The sequence below is a fragment of the Neptunitalea chrysea genome (assembly GCF_027924145.1).
In the GTDB taxonomy this organism is placed as follows: domain Bacteria; phylum Bacteroidota; class Bacteroidia; order Flavobacteriales; family Flavobacteriaceae; genus Neptunitalea; species Neptunitalea chrysea.
This window is the reverse complement of the sequence record NZ_BRVP01000017.1, coordinates 39,087-61,819: the sequence shown is the minus strand read 5'-3', so window position 1 is coordinate 61,819 and position 22,733 is coordinate 39,087. Positions and strand designations below refer to the sequence as shown.

Annotated in this window: 19 protein-coding genes; 5 read left to right on the top strand and 14 right to left on the bottom strand. The window is 35.8% G+C overall.

All coding sequences use genetic code 11. The features are described from left to right. Window positions 1–5: 5 nt before the first annotated feature. The 5 genes from NBRC110019_RS12525 to NBRC110019_RS12505 form a co-directional block, all read right to left on the bottom strand. Entirely contained in the window at window positions 6–1,238 is a 1,233-nt protein-coding gene (locus NBRC110019_RS12525; protein ID WP_281755356.1) for a glycoside hydrolase family 88/105 protein, read from the bottom strand. Between the two features lie 4 nt (window positions 1,239–1,242). Next, window positions 1,243–2,244: a DUF4861 family protein gene (locus NBRC110019_RS12520; protein ID WP_281755354.1), complete on the bottom strand. Its 1,002-nt coding sequence runs from the start codon at window positions 2,242–2,244 to the stop codon at window positions 1,243–1,245. Window positions 2,245–2,335: 91 nt separating this feature from the next. Then, entirely contained in the window at window positions 2,336–3,961 is a 1,626-nt protein-coding gene (locus tag NBRC110019_RS12515; RefSeq protein WP_281755352.1) for a RagB/SusD family nutrient uptake outer membrane protein, read from the bottom strand. 12 nt (window positions 3,962–3,973) lie between these two features. Continuing rightward, on the bottom strand, window positions 3,974–7,078 hold the full coding sequence (locus tag NBRC110019_RS12510) for a SusC/RagA family TonB-linked outer membrane protein (protein ID WP_281755351.1): 3,105 nt from the start codon (window positions 7,076–7,078) through the stop codon (window positions 3,974–3,976). Between the two features lie 48 nt (window positions 7,079–7,126). Continuing rightward, window positions 7,127–8,566, bottom strand: a complete 1,440-nt coding sequence (locus NBRC110019_RS12505; RefSeq protein WP_281755350.1) for a glycoside hydrolase family 28 protein — start codon at window positions 8,564–8,566, stop codon at window positions 7,127–7,129. A gap of 264 nt (window positions 8,567–8,830) precedes the next feature. Between NBRC110019_RS12505 and NBRC110019_RS12500 the strand changes: the two genes are divergently transcribed. Next, window positions 8,831–9,871, top strand: a complete 1,041-nt coding sequence (locus NBRC110019_RS12500) for a LacI family DNA-binding transcriptional regulator (RefSeq protein ID WP_281755348.1) — start codon at window positions 8,831–8,833, stop codon at window positions 9,869–9,871. 18 nt (window positions 9,872–9,889) lie between these two features. Here the strand turns inward: NBRC110019_RS12500 and NBRC110019_RS12495 are convergent, their stop codons facing one another. The 8 genes from NBRC110019_RS12495 to kduI all read right to left on the bottom strand — a co-directional run bounded on the left by NBRC110019_RS12495 (window position 9,890) and on the right by kduI (window position 19,626). Further along, window positions 9,890–11,500: a UxaA family hydrolase gene (locus NBRC110019_RS12495; protein WP_281755345.1), complete on the bottom strand. Its 1,611-nt coding sequence runs from the start codon at window positions 11,498–11,500 to the stop codon at window positions 9,890–9,892. 12 nt (window positions 11,501–11,512) lie between these two features. Beyond that, the gene (locus NBRC110019_RS12490; protein ID WP_281755344.1) at window positions 11,513–12,979 is read right to left on the bottom strand and encodes a tagaturonate reductase; all 1,467 of its coding nucleotides are present in this window, start codon (window positions 12,977–12,979) and stop codon (window positions 11,513–11,515) included. A gap of 163 nt (window positions 12,980–13,142) precedes the next feature. Then, window positions 13,143–14,576 (bottom strand): MFS transporter, encoded by a 1,434-nt coding sequence (locus NBRC110019_RS12485; RefSeq protein WP_281755342.1) that lies wholly within the window; start codon window positions 14,574–14,576, stop codon window positions 13,143–13,145. Between the two features lie 190 nt (window positions 14,577–14,766). Continuing rightward, window positions 14,767–15,438, bottom strand: a complete 672-nt coding sequence (locus NBRC110019_RS12480) for a bifunctional 4-hydroxy-2-oxoglutarate aldolase/2-dehydro-3-deoxy-phosphogluconate aldolase (RefSeq protein WP_281755340.1) — start codon at window positions 15,436–15,438, stop codon at window positions 14,767–14,769. A 12-nt stretch (window positions 15,439–15,450) separates the two neighbouring features. Further along, entirely contained in the window at window positions 15,451–16,461 is a 1,011-nt protein-coding gene (locus NBRC110019_RS12475) for a sugar kinase (RefSeq protein ID WP_281755338.1), read from the bottom strand. 11 nt (window positions 16,462–16,472) lie between these two features. After that, the gene (gene uxaC, locus NBRC110019_RS12470; RefSeq protein ID WP_281755336.1) at window positions 16,473–17,906 is read right to left on the bottom strand and encodes a glucuronate isomerase; all 1,434 of its coding nucleotides are present in this window, start codon (window positions 17,904–17,906) and stop codon (window positions 16,473–16,475) included. Window positions 17,907–17,918: 12 nt separating this feature from the next. Then, window positions 17,919–18,704: a gluconate 5-dehydrogenase gene (locus tag NBRC110019_RS12465; RefSeq protein WP_281755333.1), complete on the bottom strand. Its 786-nt coding sequence runs from the start codon at window positions 18,702–18,704 to the stop codon at window positions 17,919–17,921. Window positions 18,705–18,789: 85 nt separating this feature from the next. Continuing rightward, window positions 18,790–19,626 (bottom strand): 5-dehydro-4-deoxy-D-glucuronate isomerase, encoded by an 837-nt coding sequence (gene kduI / locus NBRC110019_RS12460; protein ID WP_281755331.1) that lies wholly within the window; start codon window positions 19,624–19,626, stop codon window positions 18,790–18,792. Between the two features lie 314 nt (window positions 19,627–19,940). On the opposite strand from kduI, the gene NBRC110019_RS12455 reads away from it, so the two are divergent. Beyond that, entirely contained in the window at window positions 19,941–20,138 is a 198-nt protein-coding gene (locus NBRC110019_RS12455; RefSeq protein WP_281755330.1) for a hypothetical protein, read from the top strand. Window positions 20,139–20,141: 3 nt separating this feature from the next. On the opposite strand, the gene NBRC110019_RS12450 is transcribed toward NBRC110019_RS12455, so the two are convergent. Continuing rightward, a complete protein-coding gene (locus tag NBRC110019_RS12450; RefSeq protein ID WP_281755328.1) occupies window positions 20,142–20,735 on the bottom strand; it encodes a riboflavin synthase in 594 nt (197 codons plus the stop codon). A gap of 99 nt (window positions 20,736–20,834) precedes the next feature. Between NBRC110019_RS12450 and pdxA the strand changes: the two genes are divergently transcribed. From pdxA to rpmF, 3 genes are all read left to right on the top strand, one after another. Then, a complete protein-coding gene (gene pdxA / locus NBRC110019_RS12445; RefSeq protein WP_281755326.1) occupies window positions 20,835–21,878 on the top strand; it encodes a 4-hydroxythreonine-4-phosphate dehydrogenase PdxA in 1,044 nt (347 codons plus the stop codon). Window positions 21,879–21,959: 81 nt separating this feature from the next. Next, entirely contained in the window at window positions 21,960–22,499 is a 540-nt protein-coding gene (locus NBRC110019_RS12440; RefSeq protein ID WP_281755324.1) for a YceD family protein, read from the top strand. A 9-nt stretch (window positions 22,500–22,508) separates the two neighbouring features. Next, complete coding sequence (gene rpmF / locus NBRC110019_RS12435; RefSeq protein ID WP_281755322.1) at window positions 22,509–22,706, top strand: 50S ribosomal protein L32; 198 nt, start codon at window positions 22,509–22,511, stop codon at window positions 22,704–22,706. Window positions 22,707–22,733 lie beyond the last annotated feature (27 nt).

Sequence of the window (22,733 nt, the reverse complement as noted above, 5' to 3'; positions counted from 1 at the left end):
TTATATTATTTGTCTAGAACCAAACTTGCTAAAATAAATGGTCCGGTTCCTTTTGGGTCGTTCGATCTTATTTTCTCATTTACATAGTATTCAAAGCTAGCATCTCGGTACGGGTTACCACCTAAACCTGCTACTGCACAGCATTTATTTAGGTTTACAACTCCGTTGTCTTCAACAGTAACAAAGTTTTTAAGAATACCACTATAGGCTTTTTGAGCAACCTTCATATACTGCTGAGGTAAGTATCCTTTTTGTACTCCTTTGGCAAATGTATACGCAAACATACAGCTACCGGTTGCTTCCAGATAGTTACCTTCTTGTGTCCCCTTGTCTAATACCTGATACCAAACACCACTTTCGGCATCTTGTACCTTGGTAATAGCCTCCGCATATTGATTAAGATATTGAATAATACGTTCTCTTCCTGGGTGGTCTTCCGGTAAAAAGTCTAATACATCAACCATGGCCATTCCATACCATCCTATGGCTCTTGACCAAAAGTTTGGAGATGTTCCGGTTTCTTTATTAGCCCATTGCTGTTCTTTACTTTCATCCCAACCATGATATAATAGATTGGTTTTTGGATCTAAAGTATGTTTTTGTATAAGGTCAAATTGCAATACAATTTCATTGTATGCTTTGGCTGCTTCTTCACCTGTACTAAAGGTTTTGGTGTATTGCGCATAGAAAGGTTCTGCCATGTACAAGCCATCTAACCACATTTGATTGGTATACCGTTTTTTGTGCCAAAAACCTCCATCTGATGTTCTTGGTTGCGTGGTTATTTGACTGCGTAAGGTTTTCAATGCGGTTAAAAATCGGTCTTCTTTGGTTTTGGCATACAAGTATAGTAACACATCACCCGATTTTAACATGTCTAAGTTCTGGGTAGGTAATTTGTAGGTACGTATCTCACCATTAGCTGTTACCATCGTATCTGCATAGGCATATATATAATCGTAATATACTTGTTTTGGGTATTTGGTATAAACGCGCTCTGCAGCGGTTAGTACTAAACCGTTGGTATAGCTCCAGCGTGGAATATCTACAAAGTCTAATTTAGATGCCTCAGGAAATCTGTGAATTTCGGATAGCATCATGCGCTCAGACCATTTTAAATTTTGAGGTACTATTGTATCGTTAGCACCAGTTTCAGTAGTTTCTTTTTCCTTTACAGTTACATCGCATGCTGTAAAAAAGAGAAGCATAGCTACAAGTAATAGTTTTAATACCTTCATAATATTATTTATTTAAAGCTCCGGTAGTTTCTAGAGTTTCAAGTTTGTTATTTAAATAGTTGTAAAAGGCTTCTTGACTGGTAATACCATTTGGTTCTTGTTGCCAAGCAGCTAAAAAGTAGTAGGTAACCTTTTTGGCTGGTTTAAAAACTACTAGATGATCGTAGGGGCCATCTGTAACGGTGGTTACTTCAGAAGTGTTATAAAAAATAGCCATACCTAATTTATCGGTTTCATTTACTAATGTTTGCGTACCATAGGTAGCTATGTAGGCCCATTCACCACTTTCACTTGTTTTTTGTTGAAAGGTTATATCGTTAAACTTTACAATTCCTGTACAAAAGCCTTCTATGGGTGTAGAGAAGTTCATATCGGCACGGGTAAAACGATCTTCTGGAAAAATAGAAAGTACAGCATCTAAATTGGTAGTTACATCACCTGCATGCCAACCTGTATATGATAGCTTTACATTGGATTTTTCATCTGTATTATTAACATAACAAACCGTTTTATCTACGGTTCTAAAATGTATTACGCTATCATTTACAAATCTGCCAAAGCCGCCAATACCTAATGATTTACCGGCTTTTAATATATCTTGTCCCCATGGTGCTTCATGGTGGTAACGTTCATAGTCATTTTGCCCAACATAGGCTAACGACATTGTATCTACCTTCTTTCCAAAAATATCAATGGCATTTCTCCAATCAAGGTAGAGTCTGTAACCAACATTACTATTTTCCCATCCCGGACCTTCATATCTAATGTAATATGCATGGTCAGAGTGTCCTTCAGGTAACTGTAAGCTGTCTACATTTTTAAAAGCGCCACCGCCGTATTTTTTAGGTTCCCAGTTTTCGTTGGCTCTAATAGATAGTTCGGCGTATGTTTTTTGTGTTGTTGGTGTGGTCTCTTTTGTTTCAGTAGTAGCGTCTTTTTTAGGTTCGTTCTTACACGACATTAATGCTGCAGAAATACTAAGTACTGTAAGGACAATTTTTTTCATGATTTAGCTGTGCTTGTTGTTTTAATTAAAAGGAAGCCTGTACCATACAGGCTTCCTTTTGTAGTGTTTAACTCAAATTAAATATGAAAACTTACTCGTAAGCTGGATTCTGTTCAAAGTCTTGATTTTGGTTTAAATCAAGTGCAGTTTGAGGTATCGGACGTAATATTTTTTGTTCTCCGTTAGCTCCTGCAAAGTTGCTTGTTTCTATCAGGTAATGATACATAGAAGCTCTATCTACTAAGGTACCTGTTCTTTTAAGGTCAAACCAACGGTGGTATTCTCCTAAAAGTTCTCTACCTCTTTCATCTAAAATGTAATCAATATCAAATTCTGCTAGGGTTGCGTCGGCTACTCCTGCACGTTCGCGTACTACATTTAATCTGTCTAATCCGGTAGTAGCATCCCCTGCTTTTAAATAAGCTTCTGCAGCTATTAGATAGGATTCTCCTAATCTAGCTAGTACAATATCGCGTACGCTAGAACTAGCACTAAATGGTACATCCGGTGAATCGAATTTTTTTACTGTGATGGTTTCGTAGTCATTACTTGGATTTACCGATGCGTTATACGTGCCATATTCATGATAATTAGTTTCTAATACCTCTGGATGAGCTGCTAAGTAATCTGCTTTATAGGTAGCGTCATTAGCGTACCATTTTGGTTCATAGTAATGAAATACTGATAACCCTGAATGATCATCTTCATCGTAGTAATCAAAATATCTATCATAAATAGTAGTCATAAAAGTACCTTCCCAACGTTCATCACTCTGTTCAAATAAATCAATTGCATATTGCGTTGGGCATAATGTATACGAACGATAAGGGGCATCTCCAGCAACTTCAGCACCACCTAAATACGATCCAAAAAAGTAGGCCTGTTGGTTTCCATAACTTGATGGATTAACGGTTACAGATGAATCATCATATTGTACAGAAAATAATGTTTCCGTGTTCATGTCGTTATCTGGTAACCATAAATCATTGAATGCTATGGTTAAACCTTCTCCATCAATAGCGGCATCTGCATGGGTTGCAGCAGCAGAAAAGTCAGCGCTACTACCAAAACTTTCGTATCCTCTTGTAAGGTATACTTTAGCAAGTAAATGTTCTACTGCTCTTTTAGTAACATGTCCGTCATAAGCACCATCATTCACCATAGATAACGCACTTTCTAGTTCAGAAATAATAAAGGAATATGCTTCTTCTTCCGAATTTCTTGAAAATTCTAAAACGGGTTCCTTAATATAGTCGGTTACTAAACTAACGCCTCCATAGGTTTGTACTAATAAAAAGAAAGCATTGGCACGTAAGTATTTAACTTCACCTAATTGAGCGGTTAACGCATCCGTTTGTTCGGTAATATCGCCGTAATACATGGTCATGTTGGCTATCTGAATTGCTTCGTAACATTCATCATATAACAGCGCCACACCATCGGATGATGAGTTTAATTGTGTGTACCGACTTAATCCAGGCGGTTCAGCATTTCTACCTTCAGCATACATATCGGTACCTGCACAGAATAACCATGGCTCATTACCGTAAATATCTCTTAGCTGTGAGTAGTTAGAATTTACCAAATTTTCGAAACCAACAGCCGTCACATAAAACTCTTCAGCGGTAGTATTAGATAGGTTCTCTTCTTCTAGGAAGTCCTTGCATGATGTAAATGCAAGACTTAGGGATAATATGGCTATATATATTTTTTTCATGTTGTTTTCAGGTTAAAATTTTAAACTAAGCCCAAATTGGTACGTAACATAACTCGGACGACCAACTCCTAAACTTGCAGCAGCCCATTCTGGGTCGTACCCGTCGTATTCTGTAAACACAAACGGATTTAAAACGTTTGCGTAAAGGCGCAGGTATTTAATATTGCCTATTTTCTCAAGGGTTTTACTTGGTAATGTGTATCCTAATGAAATGTTTTTAACTTTTACGAAAGATGCATCTCTATAGTACCCAATATTATTATTGATCCAATAAGTACCTTCATTTCTTGGTTGTGGATTATCATTTGTATATTGAGCCTCTAAGCCAGCATCATTTGCAGGTACATACCAGTTTAAGTCTAGTTTTTGTCTACCACGATCACGTACGTTAGCAAAATTTGAGTGGAAACTACTATAAACAAGAACTCCTTGATTGGTAATAATAGAAGCCGATAGATCGAACTGTCCGAAAGTTACTTTAGTAAAGAAACTACCAGACCATTTAGGATCTGAATTACCTAATATAATACGATCATCAGAAGTAATTTGACCATCACCATTAACATCTTTCACTTTTGCCTGTCCTTCTGTTTGGTTATAAGAAGCTGCCTCATCTACTTCGTCCGCTTGCCAAACACCATCGTATAAGAAGTTATAGTAAGAATTAGTAGAGTTACCAATAAATAGGTTATTTCCTATATCATCATCTTCGGTTTGCCCGTATAATTCTTTAATTTTATTGGTGTTTTTGGTAAATGTAAAGCTTGCATCCCAACGTAATTTTTCCTTATTAATAATGGTTGTGTTTAAGGTTGCTTCAACCCCCTTGTTACTTACTTTACCAACGTTTGCGGCAACATTTGGCCAACCAGATTCGCTAGGTAAATCTTGATTCATTAATAAATCTTCAGATAGTCTGTCATAAATTTCTACAGATCCTGAGATTCTACCTTTATATAGACCATAGTCAATACCAAAGTTGAATTCACGAGTTTTTTCCCATTTCAATAAAGTATTTGCCAATCCTAATGGAATCCATCCGTTAGCGGCATTACCACCAAAGTCATAGTACGTTTGACCGTCTAATACATTTACAGTAGAGTACGGGTCTATTACATTGTTACCAGTATATCCGTAACTAGCTCTTAGTTTTAAGTTAGAAATAACCTTATTTCCACTTAAGAAATCTTCCTGACTAACTCTCCACCCTACGGCAGCAGAAGGGAATGAATCCCAACGATACTCTTCAGGGAATAATGAAGAACCATCCCATCTGGTAGATACTGTAAACAAGTATTTATCATCAAGGGTATAGTTTAGACGTAAAGCATAAGAGCTAAGTTGTTGTTTTGAATATCCTGAATTGATGATATAAGAGCTCTGATCTCCTGATCCGGTATTATAAAACCCAGTATCAAAAGGGAAACCATAAGCATATTGGTATGTACTTTCCGTTTTATCCATGTATACACTTTGTAGTGCTAAAAAGTTAAATCGGTGTTTTTCGTTAAAAGTATAATCAACATTTACCTGATTATCCCAAGTGTAGTTAAAGTTTTCGCTTTTGGTAATAGCACCAGAAGCATCTCCTAAACTTGCTCCCTTTTCAGATTTTAACCCCCAATACTGACCTCTTCTGTAGTTTAAGAAAGAAGTAGAGAAATTAGATTTTAAGGTTAACCATTCAATAGGTTTGTACTGAATAAATGCATTCCCTATACCTTTCCAACGTTTTTTAAGGTCAGATGTATTTTTAACTGTTAAAACAGGGTTATAGGTACTTGTTTTGTTAATTAACCAGTCACCATTTTCATCCTTTAGTTTACCTGGTAGTTCATATAATGTTGTACCGTCTACGTCATACGGACTTAAGAATGGGTTTAATCTAAAGGCATCACGCATTGCCTGGTCACTACCGTCTTGTTGTTCGGTAAGTGCTATTTTAACACTACCACCTACGGTAAGTTTGTCGTTTATTTTATGATCAAGTCCTAAGTTAAAGGTGTATTTGTCTAACGACTCGTTTTCAATGTTACCGGTTTCTGTTTGGTATCCCATACCTATATTATACCCTAAACCATTATCGGCTCTACCATTAATATTAACAAAGTTGTTACTTTGAAAACCAGATTTTAGCATGATATCGTACCAATCATACCATTCGTTGTCGTTTGCTCTTCTTTCTAATTCAGAGTTATTACTACCAATTACTGAAGCATAAAGAGTTGCGGCAGAAACTTCTCCCGTTGCAGGGTCATCTGCAGCAGTAGCTAAGTAAGCAGATTGGTGATATCTCCACCAGGTTTGCGCGTCCATCATATCGGGCAGTCTGGCTACTTCTTTAAAACCAATATAGGTATCTAAGCTAACAGATAAACCACCTTTGGCTTGTGTACCGTTTTTAGTAGTTACAATAATTACCCCATTAGCACCTCTAGAACCATAAATAGCTGTAGAAGAAGCATCTTTTAAAATATCCATTTGTTGAATGTCCTGAGGGTTTAAAAAGTCAATATTATCGGTAGGAACCCCGTCTACAACGAATAAAGGAGTACTTGAACCTGTTAATGAACTTGCTCCACGGATGGTAATGTTAAATCCATCTCCAATTCTACCTGTTGAATTGGAAATTTGAACCCCTGGAACATTTCCTTGTAATGATTCTAAAGGGTTGGTCATTTTACGTTCGGTAAGCGCTTCAGCGTCTAGAGAACCAATAGCCCCTGTTAAGTCCGATTTTTTCTGGGTACCATACCCTACAACCACTACTTCATCTAAGGCTTGTGTGTCAGGAACAAGAACTACATCAATAGTAGTTTTGCCTTTTGTACTTATCTCCTGAGGAGTGAACCCTATGTAGCTGATTTCTATGATGGCGTCAGCCGAGCTAACCGTAATAGAGAAATTACCATCGAAGTCGGTAGATGTACCATTACTAGTACCTTTTTCTATAACGTTAACTCCAGGTAGCGGAATGTTGGTACCTTCCTCCAAAATGGTACCGGTAATGGTGCGCGAAGTTTGCGCATACAAAGTACCTGACATCAGTAATAAAAACATACTGATGATAGGCAGTAACCGCCGTGTTGTTACTAGTTTGAATGTATTAAATCTCATGATGTAAAAAATTTATATTTGGATTAGTATTTTTTTTAAAGATTTTTTCTATTTCATAAGCGTTTTATTAATGTATGTATTTATATAGGTGATGGAATCTGCGTTTTCTATAGAACTAGCGTTCTCTGCGTTGTCTATGGTTACATTTTTTAATGTAATATTGGTCACAGGAGCTTGTTCACGACCTTTGATGAGTAAGCCGTATTTACCACCATTTTTAACGGTGACATTCTCCAGATTAATGTTTTTGATAGTTGGGATATATTCGCCACTCTGATTAGCGTAAATCCCATAATAGGTATTTACTTTTAGTACGGCTTCTTTTACTTGACCAACTGTAAGATCTTTTACGTACACGTTCTCAACAAAACCACCACGTAAAGTGTTGGTTTTAATGCGTATAGCACGTTCAAGTTCGGGGCTGTCCATGGTGCATTTTCTAACGAATACGTTTCGAACTCCGGCTGATATTTCACTACCTATTACTACACCACCATGGCCATCTTTCATAGTACAATTTTGTACTACGATGTTTTCACTCGGAATGTTTACTCTACGGCCGTCGTTGTTTCTACCCGATTTAATGGCAATGCAATCATCACCAGTATTAAAAATACAGTTTTGAATAACTACGTTTTTACAATATTCAGGGTCGCAACCATCATTATTAGGGCCATGACTGTTTACTGTAACACCATCTACTATAATGTTATTAGACTTTAATGGATGAATAACCCAGAAAGGAGCATTGGTAAATGTTACCCCTTTAACGATAACGTTTTCGCACTCAAGAGTTTCAAAAAATAGGGGTCTTAGCTGATGTCCGGGACCAAATTTCCTTTCCGAAATAGGTGTATTGTCTTCGTTCATAATACGTAACGTAGGTAAATTGTGCTCATCTTTTTGATCGGGCATACCTTCTAAATGTCCGTAGCGGTTGGCTCCGCACCAAGGCCACCAATTAGTAGTGTCTGCTTGCCCGTTTAAAGTACCTTCCCCAGTAACTCCTATATTTTTTGCTCCTTTAGCATAAATAAGAGGGGAGTAGTTCATAAGCTCAACGCCTTCATAAGAAGTGTGCACCATAGGTAAATAATCTAAGGTATCTTTAGAGAATAGAACTTCAGCTCCCTTAGAGATATATAAGTTTACATTACTTTGTAAATGTATAGGGCCTGTTACATAAACACCTTCAGGAACTAAAACAGTTCCACCGCCACTTGCAGAGCAAGCTGTAATAGCTTTGTTAAAGGCTTCCGTGTTTTTGGTTATACCATCTGCTATAGCACCAAATTTGGTAACATTAAATAGGGTATCTTTAAATACAGGAGTTTTTACATTTTCTATTATTTGTTCTGCTTTAGCCCAAATATCGGGTTGAGCATCCGCTTTTTTGGCAGATTGAACGTCGCAACTTATACTCGCAAAAAGAAGCAATGGCAGTAAAAATGCCTTTTTAAATATTCGAGTTGTATGGTGTTTGTACATTGTTATTATGTATTGAATATCAACTTTCATGTAATCGATTGCACGAATCTAAGTAAATAATATGAAAAATCAAATTTTTACATTGAAAAAATAACTAATAGATAAAATATAAATCATATTTGTACTATATTAATAAAGCACATGTTTTTATTGAGAAATAAATGGTATATTACAACGTTTTAGTAGTGTAGATGCATCTAAATGTTATCGATTACACAATTAATATGTAAAACTTATCTATATTCGCCTTTAAAAAAATCTTCAATGAAAGAGAAAGTTACCATTTATGATATTGCCAAGGCTTTAAATATTACTGCTGCAACAGTTTCAAGAGCTTTGAACAATAATCCTAAAATTAGTGAAGCTACACGTACGCTAGTTATTGAGACGGCCAAAAAAATGAACTACGAGCAAAACAGATTTGCGCTGGCACTTAAGAGTGGTAAAAGTAATAATGTTGGGGTAGTGGTACCTTTTATAAATAGAAATTTCTTTTCTTCTATTATTAGAGGTATCGAAGAAGAGTTATACCCAAAAGGGTATCATGTAATTATTTGTCAGACCCATGAAGACACCAAAAAAGAAGAAGAAACCGTTCAGAACTTACTTAATGCACAAGTGGATGGTATTTTAATGTCGGTTTCTAAAACCACGCAACAACTGCGTCACTTTAAAAAGGTTTTAAAAAGTAATACACCGTTGGTGTTTTTTGATCGGATTAAAGAAATAGATGGTGTTAGTACGGTAACTATTGACGATTTTCAGGGAGGATATATAGCTACCAAACATTTAATAGATATGGGATGTACTCGTATAGCCCATGCAACTGTTGATTTAGCATTAGATATTTATAAATATCGTTTTGAAGGATATAAGGAAGCTTTAAATGATCACGGAATTCCTTTTAAGGAAGAATATATAATTAAGACTAAGAGTGATATTGATGCGGGTGAAAAAGCCATTAAGAAATTAATGAAACTTAAAAATGCACCCGATGCCATTTTTTCTGCTAGTGATTTTGCTGCACTGGGAGCAATTCAGGAGCTTACTAAATTAGGTGTTAAAGTGCCAAATGAGTTTGCGGTTGTTGGTTTTAGTAATGAGCCTTTTACACAATTTATGGAGTTGTCTATTACTACGGTAGATCAGTCTCCTGTAGAAATGGGTAAAATGGCGGCACGTGTATTTTTAGAGCAAATGAAAGAACCTACTTTGAAGATCATGAAAAAAGTAGAACTTTCCCCCGAATTAATCGTGAGAAAGTCCTCCTCAAGTTTAACAGCAAAACAACAAACAAATATTTAATAGAAAATACTTTTTCTTTTATAAGGAAACGCCACGTTTCCATGGGATAAAGTCGCTTTGATTTAATTTAGATGCTTTTGTAAGCACCTCTCCACTAGCTACTTTTATAATAAATTCCATAAGTTCATCACCCATTTCTTCAATAGATTTTTCACCACGTACTACAGCACCTGAGTCAAAGTCTATAATATCTGGCATTTTTGCAGCCATTTCCGAATTAGATGATACCTTAATTACTGGCGTTATTGGATTTCCTGTTGGTGTACCTAATCCGGTAGTAAACAGAATAATGTTTGCACCAGACCCTGCCATAGCAGTTGTGCTTTCTACGTCATTACCCGGGGTACACAAAAGGTTAAGTCCGAGTTCGGTTACGTATTCACCATAATCTAATACATCTTGCACTGGTGAGGTACCGCCTTTTTTAGCGGCTCCGGCCGATTTCATAGCATCGGTAATTAGACCATCTTTAATATTACCAGGTGATGGATTCATATCAAATCCAGATCCTGCAGCAACAACCGATGCTTCAAAAGCCTTCATTAGGCTTAAAAATTTATCTGCTTTTTCGGTATCTACACAACGGTTTACCAATTCTTGTTCTACTCCACAAAGTTCCGGAAACTCAGAAAGTATAGCCGTTCCTTTAACAGAGGCCATAATGTCTGATACATGCCCTAAGGTTGGGTTGGCAGAGATGCCAGAAAAACCATCTGATCCTCCACATTCTAATCCTATTCTTAGTTTGGAAATAGGTGTAGGTTTACGCTCTATATTGTTAGCCACTTTAATGGCTTTAAAAGAGTCTTCTATAATTACATTCAACATTTCTTCAACCGTACCCATTTGCTGTTGCTCATAAATAAGAACCTGCTTGGTACTGTTAGGATTAATAGCAGTAAGGGCATCTTTAAAAATCTGAATTTGTAAATTTTGGCAACCTAAACTAAGTACGGTGGCTCCGGCAACGTTAGGGTTATTTACATAACCTGCCAATAATTTGGCTAATGTTTCAGAGTCTTGACGAATACCACCACAACCTCCTTGATGGGTAATAAATTTAACGTCTATATTTTCAAAAACACGGGTACTTTCTTCCTCTTCAATAGTATCGGTACTCGAATCGTTTATAAGCGATCTTAATAATCTTCTATGTTTGTTTACATCTTGGTGCAACAATTCTTTCTCGAATATTTCTTTAAGAACCTCAATGTTTCGGTTTTCACAAAATACCAATGGGAAAAACAACCATACATTGGCAGTACCTACTTGCCCGTCTTCACGGTGATACCCCATAAAGGTGGCATCTTGCCATTTTTCTTTATAAGGAGGTGTCCATGTAAATGTGTCGGTTTTACCGGTTACCTTAGCACTTTGGTGTTTTACATTCTCGGTAGTAAGTACATCTCCTTTGGCAATGAGCTCACTTGCTTTACCTACTAATACACCATACATTATAATATCTTTACCTTTGGTAAAATCTACTAAGGCAATTTTATGTTTAGCCTTGGTGTTACTTACCACGGTATAAGGAGTACCTTCTAGTTCAATTACCTCATTCGCCTGTAGGTTTGTTAACGCTACAGCTACATTATCATTCGGATGTACTTTTATTAATTTCTTCTGCATGCTACACTAGTATTAGTTGTATAATTGACTAAAATTCTGGTAGGCGGTTTTTACCCCATTCTGGTCTATTTCTTGTAGTGCTAATGTTACCGCCTTGGTTAAACCATTAACAAGATTTAAGTCTTTTTCCCAAAAAGTTATATTACCTAATGCTTTTTTAGCTACGGTTTCATGATTGTTATCTTTCCAAAGTTGCTTCATAAAGTCTACTACGGCTGCATCGTCATTAATTGGTAAGGCTTCATTATTCCAAGTACCTTGGTAAAAACGTATTAAACACGCAAAAGCAAAGGTTAAATGTGTAGGTACTTTTTCAAATTTGTCTACATATTCTAATAAACTTGGTAACACACGTACTTTAAATTTAGATATAGAGTTTAAAGCAATGCTAGAAAGGTTATGCTTAATAAATGGATTTCTAAAACGGTCGAATACCTCATCTGCAAATTTTTCCAGCTCGGCTTTGTCCATGTCCAGTATTTCTATAATTTCTTTAAACACTGCTTTTTGTATAAAGTCTCCCGTAAACTCGTCATCTACAGTTTCTTTAACCGTGGTCTTACCATATAACAAACCAAACGGTACCATACTGGTATGTGCACCATTTAAAATACGCACCTTACGGGTACGGTAGGGTTGCATATCTTTCACTACCAATACATCTAAACCAGTTTTGTCAAAAGGTAATTTCTCTTTTAATTTATCATCACCTTCTATTACCCATAAGAAAAACACTTCTGCAGTAACAATCAGGTTATCTTTATAGCTTAATTGTGCATTGTATTCTGAAATCTGATCTCTTGGGTATCCTGGTACAATACGGTCTACCAATGTATTATGGAAAGTACAACTTTCAGTCACCCATTTTTTAAATTCGGTACCTAAATCCCAATTATCGGTGTATTTAAAGATGATTTCTTTTAGGGTGTCGGCATTATAGTTAATCAATTCACAAGGAATTATAGTAAGTCCTTTTGCCGTATCTCCGTTAAAAAACTTAAAGCGTTCAAAAAGTAATGCTGTAAGTTTAGCAGGAAATGATGAAGGTGGTTGTAAACTTAATTTATCGGTAGGCACGTAGGCAATACCAGCTTCGGTGGTATTTGATATAATAAATTCTAATTCTTCTTCTTTTGCAAGCGATAGGTAATCGGTATAATCGTTATACGGATTAACTAACTTAACAATATTAGATATGAGTTCTTTCTCCTGAATTTCTTGTCCTTTTTTAACCCCTTTCATAAACAAAGTATAGAGCCCATCTTGCTCTTCAAGCATGTGCACCATACCTTGTGCAATCGGTTGCACAACTGCAACGCCAAAATTTTTCCCAACTTTTGTGTTTAACTGCTGAATAGCGTAATCTACAAAAGCTCTTAAGAAGTTACCTTCTCCAAACTGAATTACCTTTATCGGTAATTTTTCTTCTAAACCAACATTGGTTCTGTTTAAGGATATTGTATTTGATTCTACCGACATATCAATTGGTTTTTGCGTATTTCTAGCTGAAATAAAACCATTTTATTTCAGCTAGACTGTATTTATACATTTTTTAATTAATCTAAAGTCAACACTATTTTTATATAACTACAAAAATAGGTAAGGCACTATACTTAATTGTATACTTAAAATTTATTTGGTATTATAAATCGGTTACTGGTTTGTATTTTGGTAAAATAGCTTTCATGGCTCCCCAGGCAATTATATAGGCTACGGCACATACGCAGAAAATAATAAAATACCCAGCTTCTAATCCTTCAAATCCAACAAATTTCATTTTATTGATGTCTGCATAATCAAATAACATCCCAGAACCTTTGTTAATGAAAAACGATCCGATACCACCTGCTAGACCTCCCATTCCAGTTACAGTAGCAATAGCTCTTCTAGGAAATAAATCACCTACTACTGAGAAAATGTTGGCAGACCATGATTGGTGAGCAGCTCCTGCAATACCAATAATTATAACAGGAATCCAATAGGTAATATGTCCTAAAGGTTGTGCAAAAAGTGTTAGTAGCGGTAAAAAGGCAAAAATAAGCATCGATTTAATACGTGCATCAAAAGGATGTTTTCCTTTATTTACCAAGTAGGTTGGTAAATACCCACCTGCAATAGATAGAAAAGTAATAGCATATAGTACAAAAAGAGGAAGTGCTATCTCTTGGTCGTTCATATCATAGATAGAACTAAGGTAAGCAGGAGTCCAGAATAAGAAAAACCACCAAATACCATCAGTCATAAATTTACCTACTAGAAATACCCAAGTTTGTTTATAATTTAAACATTTTAAAATACTAACACCTGTTTTTTTAGAAGAATCTTTAGGTTCGTCTTGATCGTTATCTTGTTGAATATAGGCTAACTCTTCTTTAGAAACTTTCTTACTATTTTCAGGTTTATCGTATACAAATATCCATACACCCATCCATATAAATCCTAGAGCACCAATGATAATAAAAGCCATTTCCCATCCGTAAGCTTGTGCAATAAACGGTATGGTTAGTGGTGCGCCTAAGGCTCCTACTGCCGCACCTGCATTAAAAATACTGGTAGCAAAAGCACGGTCTTTTTTAGGAAAATACTCGGCAGTGGTTTTAATAGCAGCCGGAAAGTTACCAGCTTCACCAAATGCCAACACTAAACGAGAGAATATAAAAAAAGTAACACTTACCGAAACAACAGCACCAACATCACCAACGGTGGCAATAATTTCTTTAGCATTAGAAAAACTAAGTGTCCATTCACCTGTAAGATAACCAGCGGTACAGATACCTGAGAAGGCATGTAAACAAGCTCCTAAAGACCAAATTCCAATAGCCCACAAAAATCCTTTTTTAGTACCAAGCTTATCTACTAATGGCCCTGCTATTAGCATACTAACAGCATAAAATATAGAGAATAGTGCAGTGATATTACCATAATCATTATTGGTCCAATGAAATTCGGGTGCAATGTTGTTAGCCCAAGTGAGCGATAATACCTGACGATCCATATAATTGATCGTGGTTGCTGCAAAGAGCATGGCACATATGGTCCACCGGAAATTTGTTGGTGTTTTGATTTTTGTTTTCATAATGTAATGTTATGTTTTTTTGCCCAAACCTTAATGTTTTCAAAAGACTTGAGTGATATTGGTTATTATAATTTGTTATTTATAAGAACATTGCGTTTCGAAATCGTTTTCGGGTTATACTATATATTGTCTGAACCCAAATGGGGTGTTTTTAGTAATGAAGACCGTTTAAAAAAGGTATTTCTTTACTTTATATATTTTTAAAATCTTTTATGAGTTGAAGTGCATTAGACACTTTATCCTCAAGGGCTTTATAATCGTTAGTTGCAACTAAATCGTTGGTTATTAGTTTAGATCCCATGCCTACACAAGTAACTCCAGCATTAAACCATTCCGAAATACTTTCGGCAGTTGGAGCAACGCCACCTGTAGGCATAATTTTAGTCCATGGACATGGGCCTTTAATAGCCTTTACAAAGTTGGCTCCATAAGTGCCTCCCGGGAATAGTTTTACTACTTCGCAACCCAATTCTTCTGCTTTTGCTATTTCTGTTAGGGTAGCACACCCTGGCGACCATAATATTTTTCTACGGTTGCATACAATAGCTATATCTTCTCTAAGCACAGGAGTTACAATAAAGCTGGCTCCTAATTGCATATACATAGAAGCTGCTGCTGCATCGGTTACAGAACCTACTCCCAAAATAAGATCAGGACATTCGGTTTCACAGTATTTTATTAATGAGGTAAACACTTCGTGTGCAAAAGCACCACGAGCAGTAAACTCAAATAACCGAGCGCCACCGTCATAACATGCTTTTACTACTTTTTTCATTACCTCTGCATTTGGATGGTAGAAGAGCGGAACCAGTCCTGTTTCTTCCATTGTTAAGGTAACCTCTATTCGTGAATATATTTTCATTAGTTGTTAGTTTTATCGTTGTACTCTTCCAGATTGATCGCCACCCATTAGGTTTTCTACTTCTTCTTTAGAAACCAAATTAGCATCTCCGTAAATGGTATGTTTTAAACACGATGCTGCTACAGCAAAGTTTAAAGCAGTAGCGTCGTCATAGGTGTTTAATCCATAGATTAAAGCTCCCATAAAACTATCGCCGGCACCAATGCGGTCTACAATATGAGTGATGTTGTACGATTCAGATTCATGTAATTGTTTACCATCATATAAAACAGCCGACCAAGTGTTGTGCGATGCACTAATACTACCACGGTTGGTAATGGCAATTTTTTGAATACTATTAAATCTGTCTTTTAGCTTTTCGCATAAAGAAACCAGTAATTCTTTTTCGGTAGTGCCTTCGGGTTCTATATCAAAGTATTGTTTAGAGGCATAATCACCCGCCAATACTACATGACATTTGGCCACCATAGGCTCCATAATTTCTTTCGGAGATTTTCCATAGTTCCAAAGATTAGCGCGGTAATTAAAATCGGTAGATACGGTTAATCCCATTTCATTAGCTACCTCAATGGCTTCCATGCAAACATCAGCTGCATCTTGAGAAACCCCTGGTGTAATACCCGACCAATGAAACCAGTTGGCATCTTTAAAAACTTCTTTCCAGTTTATCATACCTTTTTTAATGGTAGAGAAGGAAGAGTATGCACGGTCGTATACAATTTTACTACCACGTATTGAGGCTCCTTTTTCTAAAAAGTAAATACCCAAACGATCACCACCCATAGGTATAAAGTCTGTACCAACTTTATATTTGTTCATTTCCATGAGAGCACTTTCCCCAATATCGTTCTTGGGTAAGCGGGTAATAAATTCTACAGGCAGGCCAAACTTGGCAATACTTGTAAGTACATTTAACTCGCTACCACCAAAGTCTGCATTAAACTCATTTACTTGAGAAAATTTAAGATAGTCTTTGGTAGAAAGACGTAATAAAAGCTCACCTAATGCTACAATCTTTTTCAATGTCTTAGAAATTAAATTACTACTTCTTTAGTTGCCTTTACCGGAAAATTGAAATATTCCTTGGCATTGTTATAACAGATATCCTGAACGATTTTACCAATCCATTCGATATCATTTGGTAATTCTCCTCTCTGAATTTCGTCTCCGAACAGATTACAAATAACACGTCTAAAATATTCGTGACGAGGGAACGACAAAAAGCTTCTTGAATCGGTAAGCATACCAATAAAGCAACTTAAAAGTCCCATATTAGAGAGGGCATTTACTTGTTTAATAATTCCGTCTTTTTGATCTAAGAACCACCATCCTGAACCAAATTGAACCTTCCCTTTCACAGTTCCATCGTTAAAGTTACCAATCATTGTGGCTAATACTTCATTGTCGGCAGGATTTAGGTTGTATAGGATAGTTTTTGTTAGCTTGTCTTTACCATCTAATCGATTTAAAAACTTCGATAAGTTTTCAGCTTGCGAGTAGTCTCCAATAGAATCCCAACCAGTATCAGGACCTAATAAACTTAGCATACGTTTGTTGTTGTTTCTAAGCGCTCCTAAGTGAAATTGCTGTACCCATCCAAATTCATGATAGGTTTCTGCAAGAAATACCAATAAGGCAGTTTGAAACTTATGTGATTCTATTTTTTGTAATGGCTTGCCATCTAATCTTTTTAAGAAAATAGCAGCTATTTCGTTTTCGGTATATTCCTCAAAAGGAATGTAATTAAGTCCATGATCAGATAGTTTACAACCATTCTTGTGGAAGTATTCAATACGCTTGCGCAATACTACTTTTAAATCGTCATAGGTGCTAATCTCTATATCTGCTGCTTCACCTAATGTGTTAATGTAATCAATATAGGTTTCTGTATCAATTAAAATAGATTTATCTGGTCTAAAAGAGGTACTCATATACAAGTTACTCTCTTCGTTGTTAGCAAACTGCTGATGGTATTGCAAGGTATCGGTAGGGTCTTCGGTAGTACATACTGTTTCTACATTCATTTTGTTTAGAAGCCCTAAACAGCTATATTCGGGAGCATTTAATTGCTCTGCAGCAGTAGCATAGATAGCATCAGCTGTTTTTTCGGTAAGCAGATCGGTTACATTAAAGTAACGTGCCAGCTCTAGGTGTGTCCAATGATACAGCGGATTACGCATCGTATATGGAACTGTTTTAGCCCACTGTGTAAATTTTTCTTTATCAGTAGCATCACCTGTAATAAAGCGCTCGTTAACGCCTAAAGCACGCATGGCTCTCCATTTATAATGATCGCCATAAATCCATACTTTGGTAATGTTTTCAAACTGTGTATTGTTCGCAATGTCATTAGGAGTTAAATGACAGTGGTAATCTATAATAGGCATTTTACTGGCGTAGTTGTGATACAGTTCTTGTGCAAAACTGTTTTCCAGTAAAAAATCATCATGTATAAATGGTTTACTCATTTGTACTAACTTTTATTGTTCGTTACTCGGTTTTCCGATAGTGGCTAAAATTCCACCATCAACATATATAATTTGTCCGTTTACAAAATCACTAGCTTTAGAAGCAAGGAAAACGGTAGTTCCTTGTAAATCTTCTGGGTTACCCCAACGTCCGGTTGGTGTGCGGTTTATTATGAAATCGTTAAACGGATGTCCGTCATGTCTTATAGGAGCTGTTTGCGAGGTAGCAAAGTAACCCGGACCTATACCATTTACCTGAATGTTGTGTTTAGCCCATTCGGTTGCTAGGTTTCGGGTAAGCATTTTTAAACCTCCTTTAGCCGCGGCATAAGCAGAAACCGTATTTCTACCCAATTCACTCATCATAGAACAGATATTTATGATTTTACCTTCTTTACGTTCAATCATACGTCGTCCTACTAATTGAGCCATTATAAAGGGGCCTACCAAATCTACGTCAATTACCTGTCTGAAATCTGCTATTTCCATGTTTTCGGCAGGAACCCTTTTAATAATGCCCGCGTTGTTAATCAATATATCTATAGTTCCTATAGTTTCTTCTATTTCGGCAACCTTCTCGGCTGCTACTTTTTCATCGGTGACATCAAATATGAACCCCGATACTTTATACCCTTTGGCTTTGTAATGTGCTAAGGCATTTTCTATCTTAGAAGGCGTGGTGCTGGTAATAATTAACTCTGCACCGGCATCTCCTAATCCTTCTGCCATCGCCATTCCTAGTCCGTGGGTTGCTCCTGTAATAAGGGCTCTTTTATTTTTAAGATCAAATAAATACATGCTTGGTTTTGGTTTTGCTCGATAATCGAGATTTAAATTTGATTCTTATATATTCTTCGTGTACATGCTCCGAAGTTGTTTACTGTTATTTTAACTGATCAGGTGCACAAAAGTCCATATCTCCGTAATCTAGATTTTCACCTGCCATACCCCAAATAAACGAGTAGTTAGATGTGCCACTACCAGAGTGTATAGACCATTCCGGTGACAATACCGCCTGATTGCTTTGCATAAAAATGTGTCGTGTGTGCTCTGGTTCTCCCATGAAATGAGAAACGGTTTGTCCTTCTTCTAAATCAAAATAGAAGTAAGCCTCCATACGTCTGCTGTGGGTATGTGCTGGCATGGTATTCCAAACATTTCCAGATAATAATTCTGTTAGTCCCATTTGTAACTGACAGGTTTCTACAATACTATTTACCAATAATTTATTCAAGATACGTTTGTTAGCATATTTTTCATCGCCAAGTTCAATAACTTCAGCATCTTCTTTCCCTACTTTCTTATTTGGAAACTTTTTATGAGCAGGAGCAGAGTTGATATAGAATAAAGCTTGTTCTCCGTCTACATTTTCAAAAAGTACTTCTTTACATTCTTTACCTATGTATAAAGCTTCTTTTTTAGCAAGTTCAAAAACGTCACCATCTACAGTTACCTTACCTTTACCACCAACATTTATAATTCCCATTTCTCTTCTATCTAAGAAATTTTCAGATTTTAAATAAGGAATGGTTTCAAGTTTTAAAGGTTCTGAAGCAGGCATTGCACCACCCACAATGTACCTGTCATACATAGAATAGGTTAATGAAATAGTGTTTGCTGTAAATAAGGTTTCTATAAGAAAATGATTCCGTAATTCATCTGTTCCATAAGATCTGGCGTCTACAGGGTGAGATGCATATCTAAATTCGTGTTTTGTCATGATAAACGAAGTTTTGTGTAATCGATTACACAAATATATAGGTTTTATTTTAAAATCCTAGTCAATTTTATGAAAATGAAAAAATGATCTTGTGTTTTTTAAGAGGAGGTATTGAAAATAGGGGTAAAAATTACGAATAAATAAAATATAGTGGTTTTTAAATCTGAAAAGCGATGTTTTTTTCGGATACGGATAATTTGTTGTTCACCGATTGAAATATAAACTTTACCTAAATTTTATGGTTCTTAGACGATTTTTTAACGCTACGTCTAAAAATATTTCTAATTTTGTATTTAGTTTGTTACTGTATGTATATGAGTACTAAGATAAATGTTTTAATAGCTATGCTTTTTAGTGTGGCAGTTTTTGGAGATAATATTCCTCCAGTTCCGCAACCAACAAGTGCTCCGGTACCTGTGGGTTTACCAATTGATGCATGGGTAATTCCGGTATTTGTTATTGGGTTACTATATGGAGTTAAAGTTTATACAAGTAAACAAAGAGCAGTTTAATTATTACAAATAATTAAACTGCTGTAATCTGGCAATATATTTTCCAACTACATCAAATTCCAGATTAACAATACTTCCCTTTTTAAAATTTTTGAATACGGTGTTTTCAAAAGTATAAGGTATTATAGCCACACTAAAGCTGTTTTTTTGTGAGTTAATAACAGTTAAGCTTGTGCCGTTAACAGTTATAGATCCTTTTTCAATAGTAATGTTTTTTAATGCTGCATTATACTCAAAGCTAAAAACAGTGCTCCCGTCTTGTGGAATTATATCTGTACATACAGCAGTTTGGTCTACATGCCCTTGTACAATATGTCCGTCTAAGCGATTGCCAATAATCATGGCTCTTTCTAAATTAATTTCATCGCCTAGTTGTAAGGTGTTTAAGTTAGTTTTGTCTAAGGTTTCTTTAATAGCAGTTACGGTATACGTATCTCTTTCAATACCAACAACGGTTAAACAAACACCATTGTGAGCAACACTCTGGTCTATTTTAAGTTCGGTGGTTAATGGAGTTTTTACTGTTATGTGTAAATTTTCAGCTTCTTTTTTAAGATCTGAAACAATTCCTAATTGTTCTATTATTCCGGTAAACATATTATTAATATATTTAATTAATTTTGTACTAGCTTTAAAAATCAAAAATAGTAAATGTTGTTGGAGAGTTAATGACGTTATTTAAGAAAAGATAATTATATGAGTGAAAAAGAGAATAAAATAAAGGTTGGTATATCAATAGGAGACTTAAATGGAATAGGCATAGAGGTGATCCTAAAAACTTTTGAAGATGCGAGAATGATGGAGTTTTGTACACCAGTTATTTTTGGTGCTACCAAAACATTTTCGTTTCAGAAAAAAGTATTCAAGCTAGGTACCAATTTTGTTGGAATAGCAAAAGCATCTGAAGCTGTAGATGGTAAACTAAATATTGTAAATGCTATTAAAGATGTGCCAAATGTAGAATTTGGACAAGAAACAAAAGCAGGAGGTACAGTGGCGTTACAGTCATTAAAATCTGCAGTAGCTTCTTTAAAGGCAGATGAGATAGATGTGTTAGTAACTGCACCTATTAATAAATCGAACATACAAAATGAAGAATTTCATTTTCCGGGGCATACAGATTATTTAGCTACCGAGTTAGAAGGAGATAGTTTAATGTTTATGATATCTGATACGCTACGTATTGGTTTACTAACAGATCATGTTGCAGTAAAGGATGTAGCAGCGACTATTACCGCAGAGCTTATTGAAAAGAAAATTGCAACGGTGGAAAAATGTTTGATTCAAGATTTTTCTATTCGTAAGCCAAAAATTGCTATGTTAGGAATTAATCCGCATAGTGGAGATAATGGTGTAATAGGTAATGAAGATGATGTGGTAATGAAACCAACCATTAAGAAATTATTTGAGAGTGGTAAAATGGTTTTTGGCCCATATGCGGCAGATAGTTTTTTTGGGTCTGACTCTTATGAACAGTTTGATGCCGTAATTGCTGCCTATCACGATCAGGGATTAATACCTTTTAAAACCCTTTCTTTTGGAAAAGGGGTTAACTATACCGCAGGTTTAAGTAAAGTGAGAACCTCCCCAGACCACGGAACTGCATATGGAATTGCAGGTAAAGGAGAGGCCGATGCATCGTCATTTGCCGAGGCTGTTTTTGCAGCTATTAAGATATATAGAAATAGAAAAGATTATAAATTACTAAGTGCAAACCCATTAGTTAAAGCCGATAATTAACAATGGAGGTAAAAAAATGTTGATAAAATTATCAGCATAAATAAAATTTTATATCTTTGCATGCTCTAAACTGTTGTTGAGATGGATAAATTTAAGGAATATGTTATTCCTTTTGTAGGTTTAAAAGAAGGAAAACATCAGTTTCGGTATTCGATTGATAATAAGTTCTTTGAGTTATTTGATTTTACTGAATTTAACGAAGCACGAATTGAAGTATCGGTAGTTTTAGATAAGAAAAACTCGATGCTTGAGTTGCATTTTAAATCGAAGGGTACTGTAAATGTAAATTGCGATGTTTCCAGTGAACCTTTTGATTTGCCTATAAAAGGTAATCTTTTACTGGTAGTTAAGTTTGGTGAAGAATATAATGACGATAATGAAGAAATGCTCATTATTCCTCATGGAGAATATCAGGTAAATATAGCACAATACTTATATGAAATGATTGTGTTATCGGTGCCTGTAAAACGTGTTCATCCAGGAGTAGAAAATGGGACATTATCATCGGAGATATTAGAGAAGCTTGAAGAGCTTCAGCCGAAAGAACAAAATGAGACAAATGAAGAGGATGATATTGATCCTCGATGGAATACGCTAAAAAAACTATTAACGGATAAATAAGATTGAACGATGGCACATCCTAAAAGAAAGATATCAAAAACCAGAAGAGATAAGAGAAGAACGCACTACAAAGCATCTGTTCCTCAAGTAGCTATTGATCCTACTACAGGAGAGTCTCACCTTTATCACAGAGCACACTGGCACGAAGGAAAATTATATTACAGAGGTCAAGTGTTAATTGATAACACTGAGGAAGAAGTAGCTTAATTTTTAAAAAAGCATTGAAAAAACTCT

Bases quoted from the DNA above. Each gene is read 5' to 3' on its own strand.
- NBRC110019_RS12440 (WP_281755324.1), top strand. From the start codon at position 21,960: ATGGATAAATTTAAGGAATATGTTATTCCTTTTGTAGGTTTAAAAGAA.
- NBRC110019_RS12500 (WP_281755348.1), top strand. From the start codon at position 8,831: ATGAAAGAGAAAGTTACCATTTATGATATTGCCAAGGCTTTAAATATT.
- NBRC110019_RS12515 (WP_281755352.1), bottom strand. From the start codon at position 3,961: ATGAAAAAAATATATATAGCCATATTATCCCTAAGTCTTGCATTTACA.
- pdxA (WP_281755326.1), top strand. From the start codon at position 20,835: ATGAGTGAAAAAGAGAATAAAATAAAGGTTGGTATATCAATAGGAGAC.
- NBRC110019_RS12450 (WP_281755328.1), bottom strand. From the start codon at position 20,735: ATGTTTACCGGAATAATAGAACAATTAGGAATTGTTTCAGATCTTAAA.
- NBRC110019_RS12455 (WP_281755330.1), top strand. From the start codon at position 19,941: ATGAGTACTAAGATAAATGTTTTAATAGCTATGCTTTTTAGTGTGGCA.
- rpmF (WP_281755322.1), top strand. From the start codon at position 22,509: ATGGCACATCCTAAAAGAAAGATATCAAAAACCAGAAGAGATAAGAGA.
- NBRC110019_RS12510 (WP_281755351.1), bottom strand. From the start codon at position 7,078: ATGAGATTTAATACATTCAAACTAGTAACAACACGGCGGTTACTGCCT.
- uxaC (WP_281755336.1), bottom strand. From the start codon at position 17,906: ATGAGTAAACCATTTATACATGATGATTTTTTACTGGAAAACAGTTTT.
- NBRC110019_RS12495 (WP_281755345.1), bottom strand. From the start codon at position 11,500: ATGCAGAAGAAATTAATAAAAGTACATCCGAATGATAATGTAGCTGTA.
- NBRC110019_RS12480 (WP_281755340.1), bottom strand. From the start codon at position 15,438: ATGAAAATATATTCACGAATAGAGGTTACCTTAACAATGGAAGAAACA.
- NBRC110019_RS12485 (WP_281755342.1), bottom strand. From the start codon at position 14,576: ATGAAAACAAAAATCAAAACACCAACAAATTTCCGGTGGACCATATGT.
- kduI (WP_281755331.1), bottom strand. From the start codon at position 19,626: ATGACAAAACACGAATTTAGATATGCATCTCACCCTGTAGACGCCAGA.
- NBRC110019_RS12525 (WP_281755356.1), bottom strand. From the start codon at position 1,238: ATGAAGGTATTAAAACTATTACTTGTAGCTATGCTTCTCTTTTTTACA.
- NBRC110019_RS12490 (WP_281755344.1), bottom strand. From the start codon at position 12,979: ATGTCGGTAGAATCAAATACAATATCCTTAAACAGAACCAATGTTGGT.
- NBRC110019_RS12465 (WP_281755333.1), bottom strand. From the start codon at position 18,704: ATGTATTTATTTGATCTTAAAAATAAAAGAGCCCTTATTACAGGAGCA.
- NBRC110019_RS12520 (WP_281755354.1), bottom strand. From the start codon at position 2,244: ATGAAAAAAATTGTCCTTACAGTACTTAGTATTTCTGCAGCATTAATG.
- NBRC110019_RS12505 (WP_281755350.1), bottom strand. From the start codon at position 8,566: ATGTACAAACACCATACAACTCGAATATTTAAAAAGGCATTTTTACTG.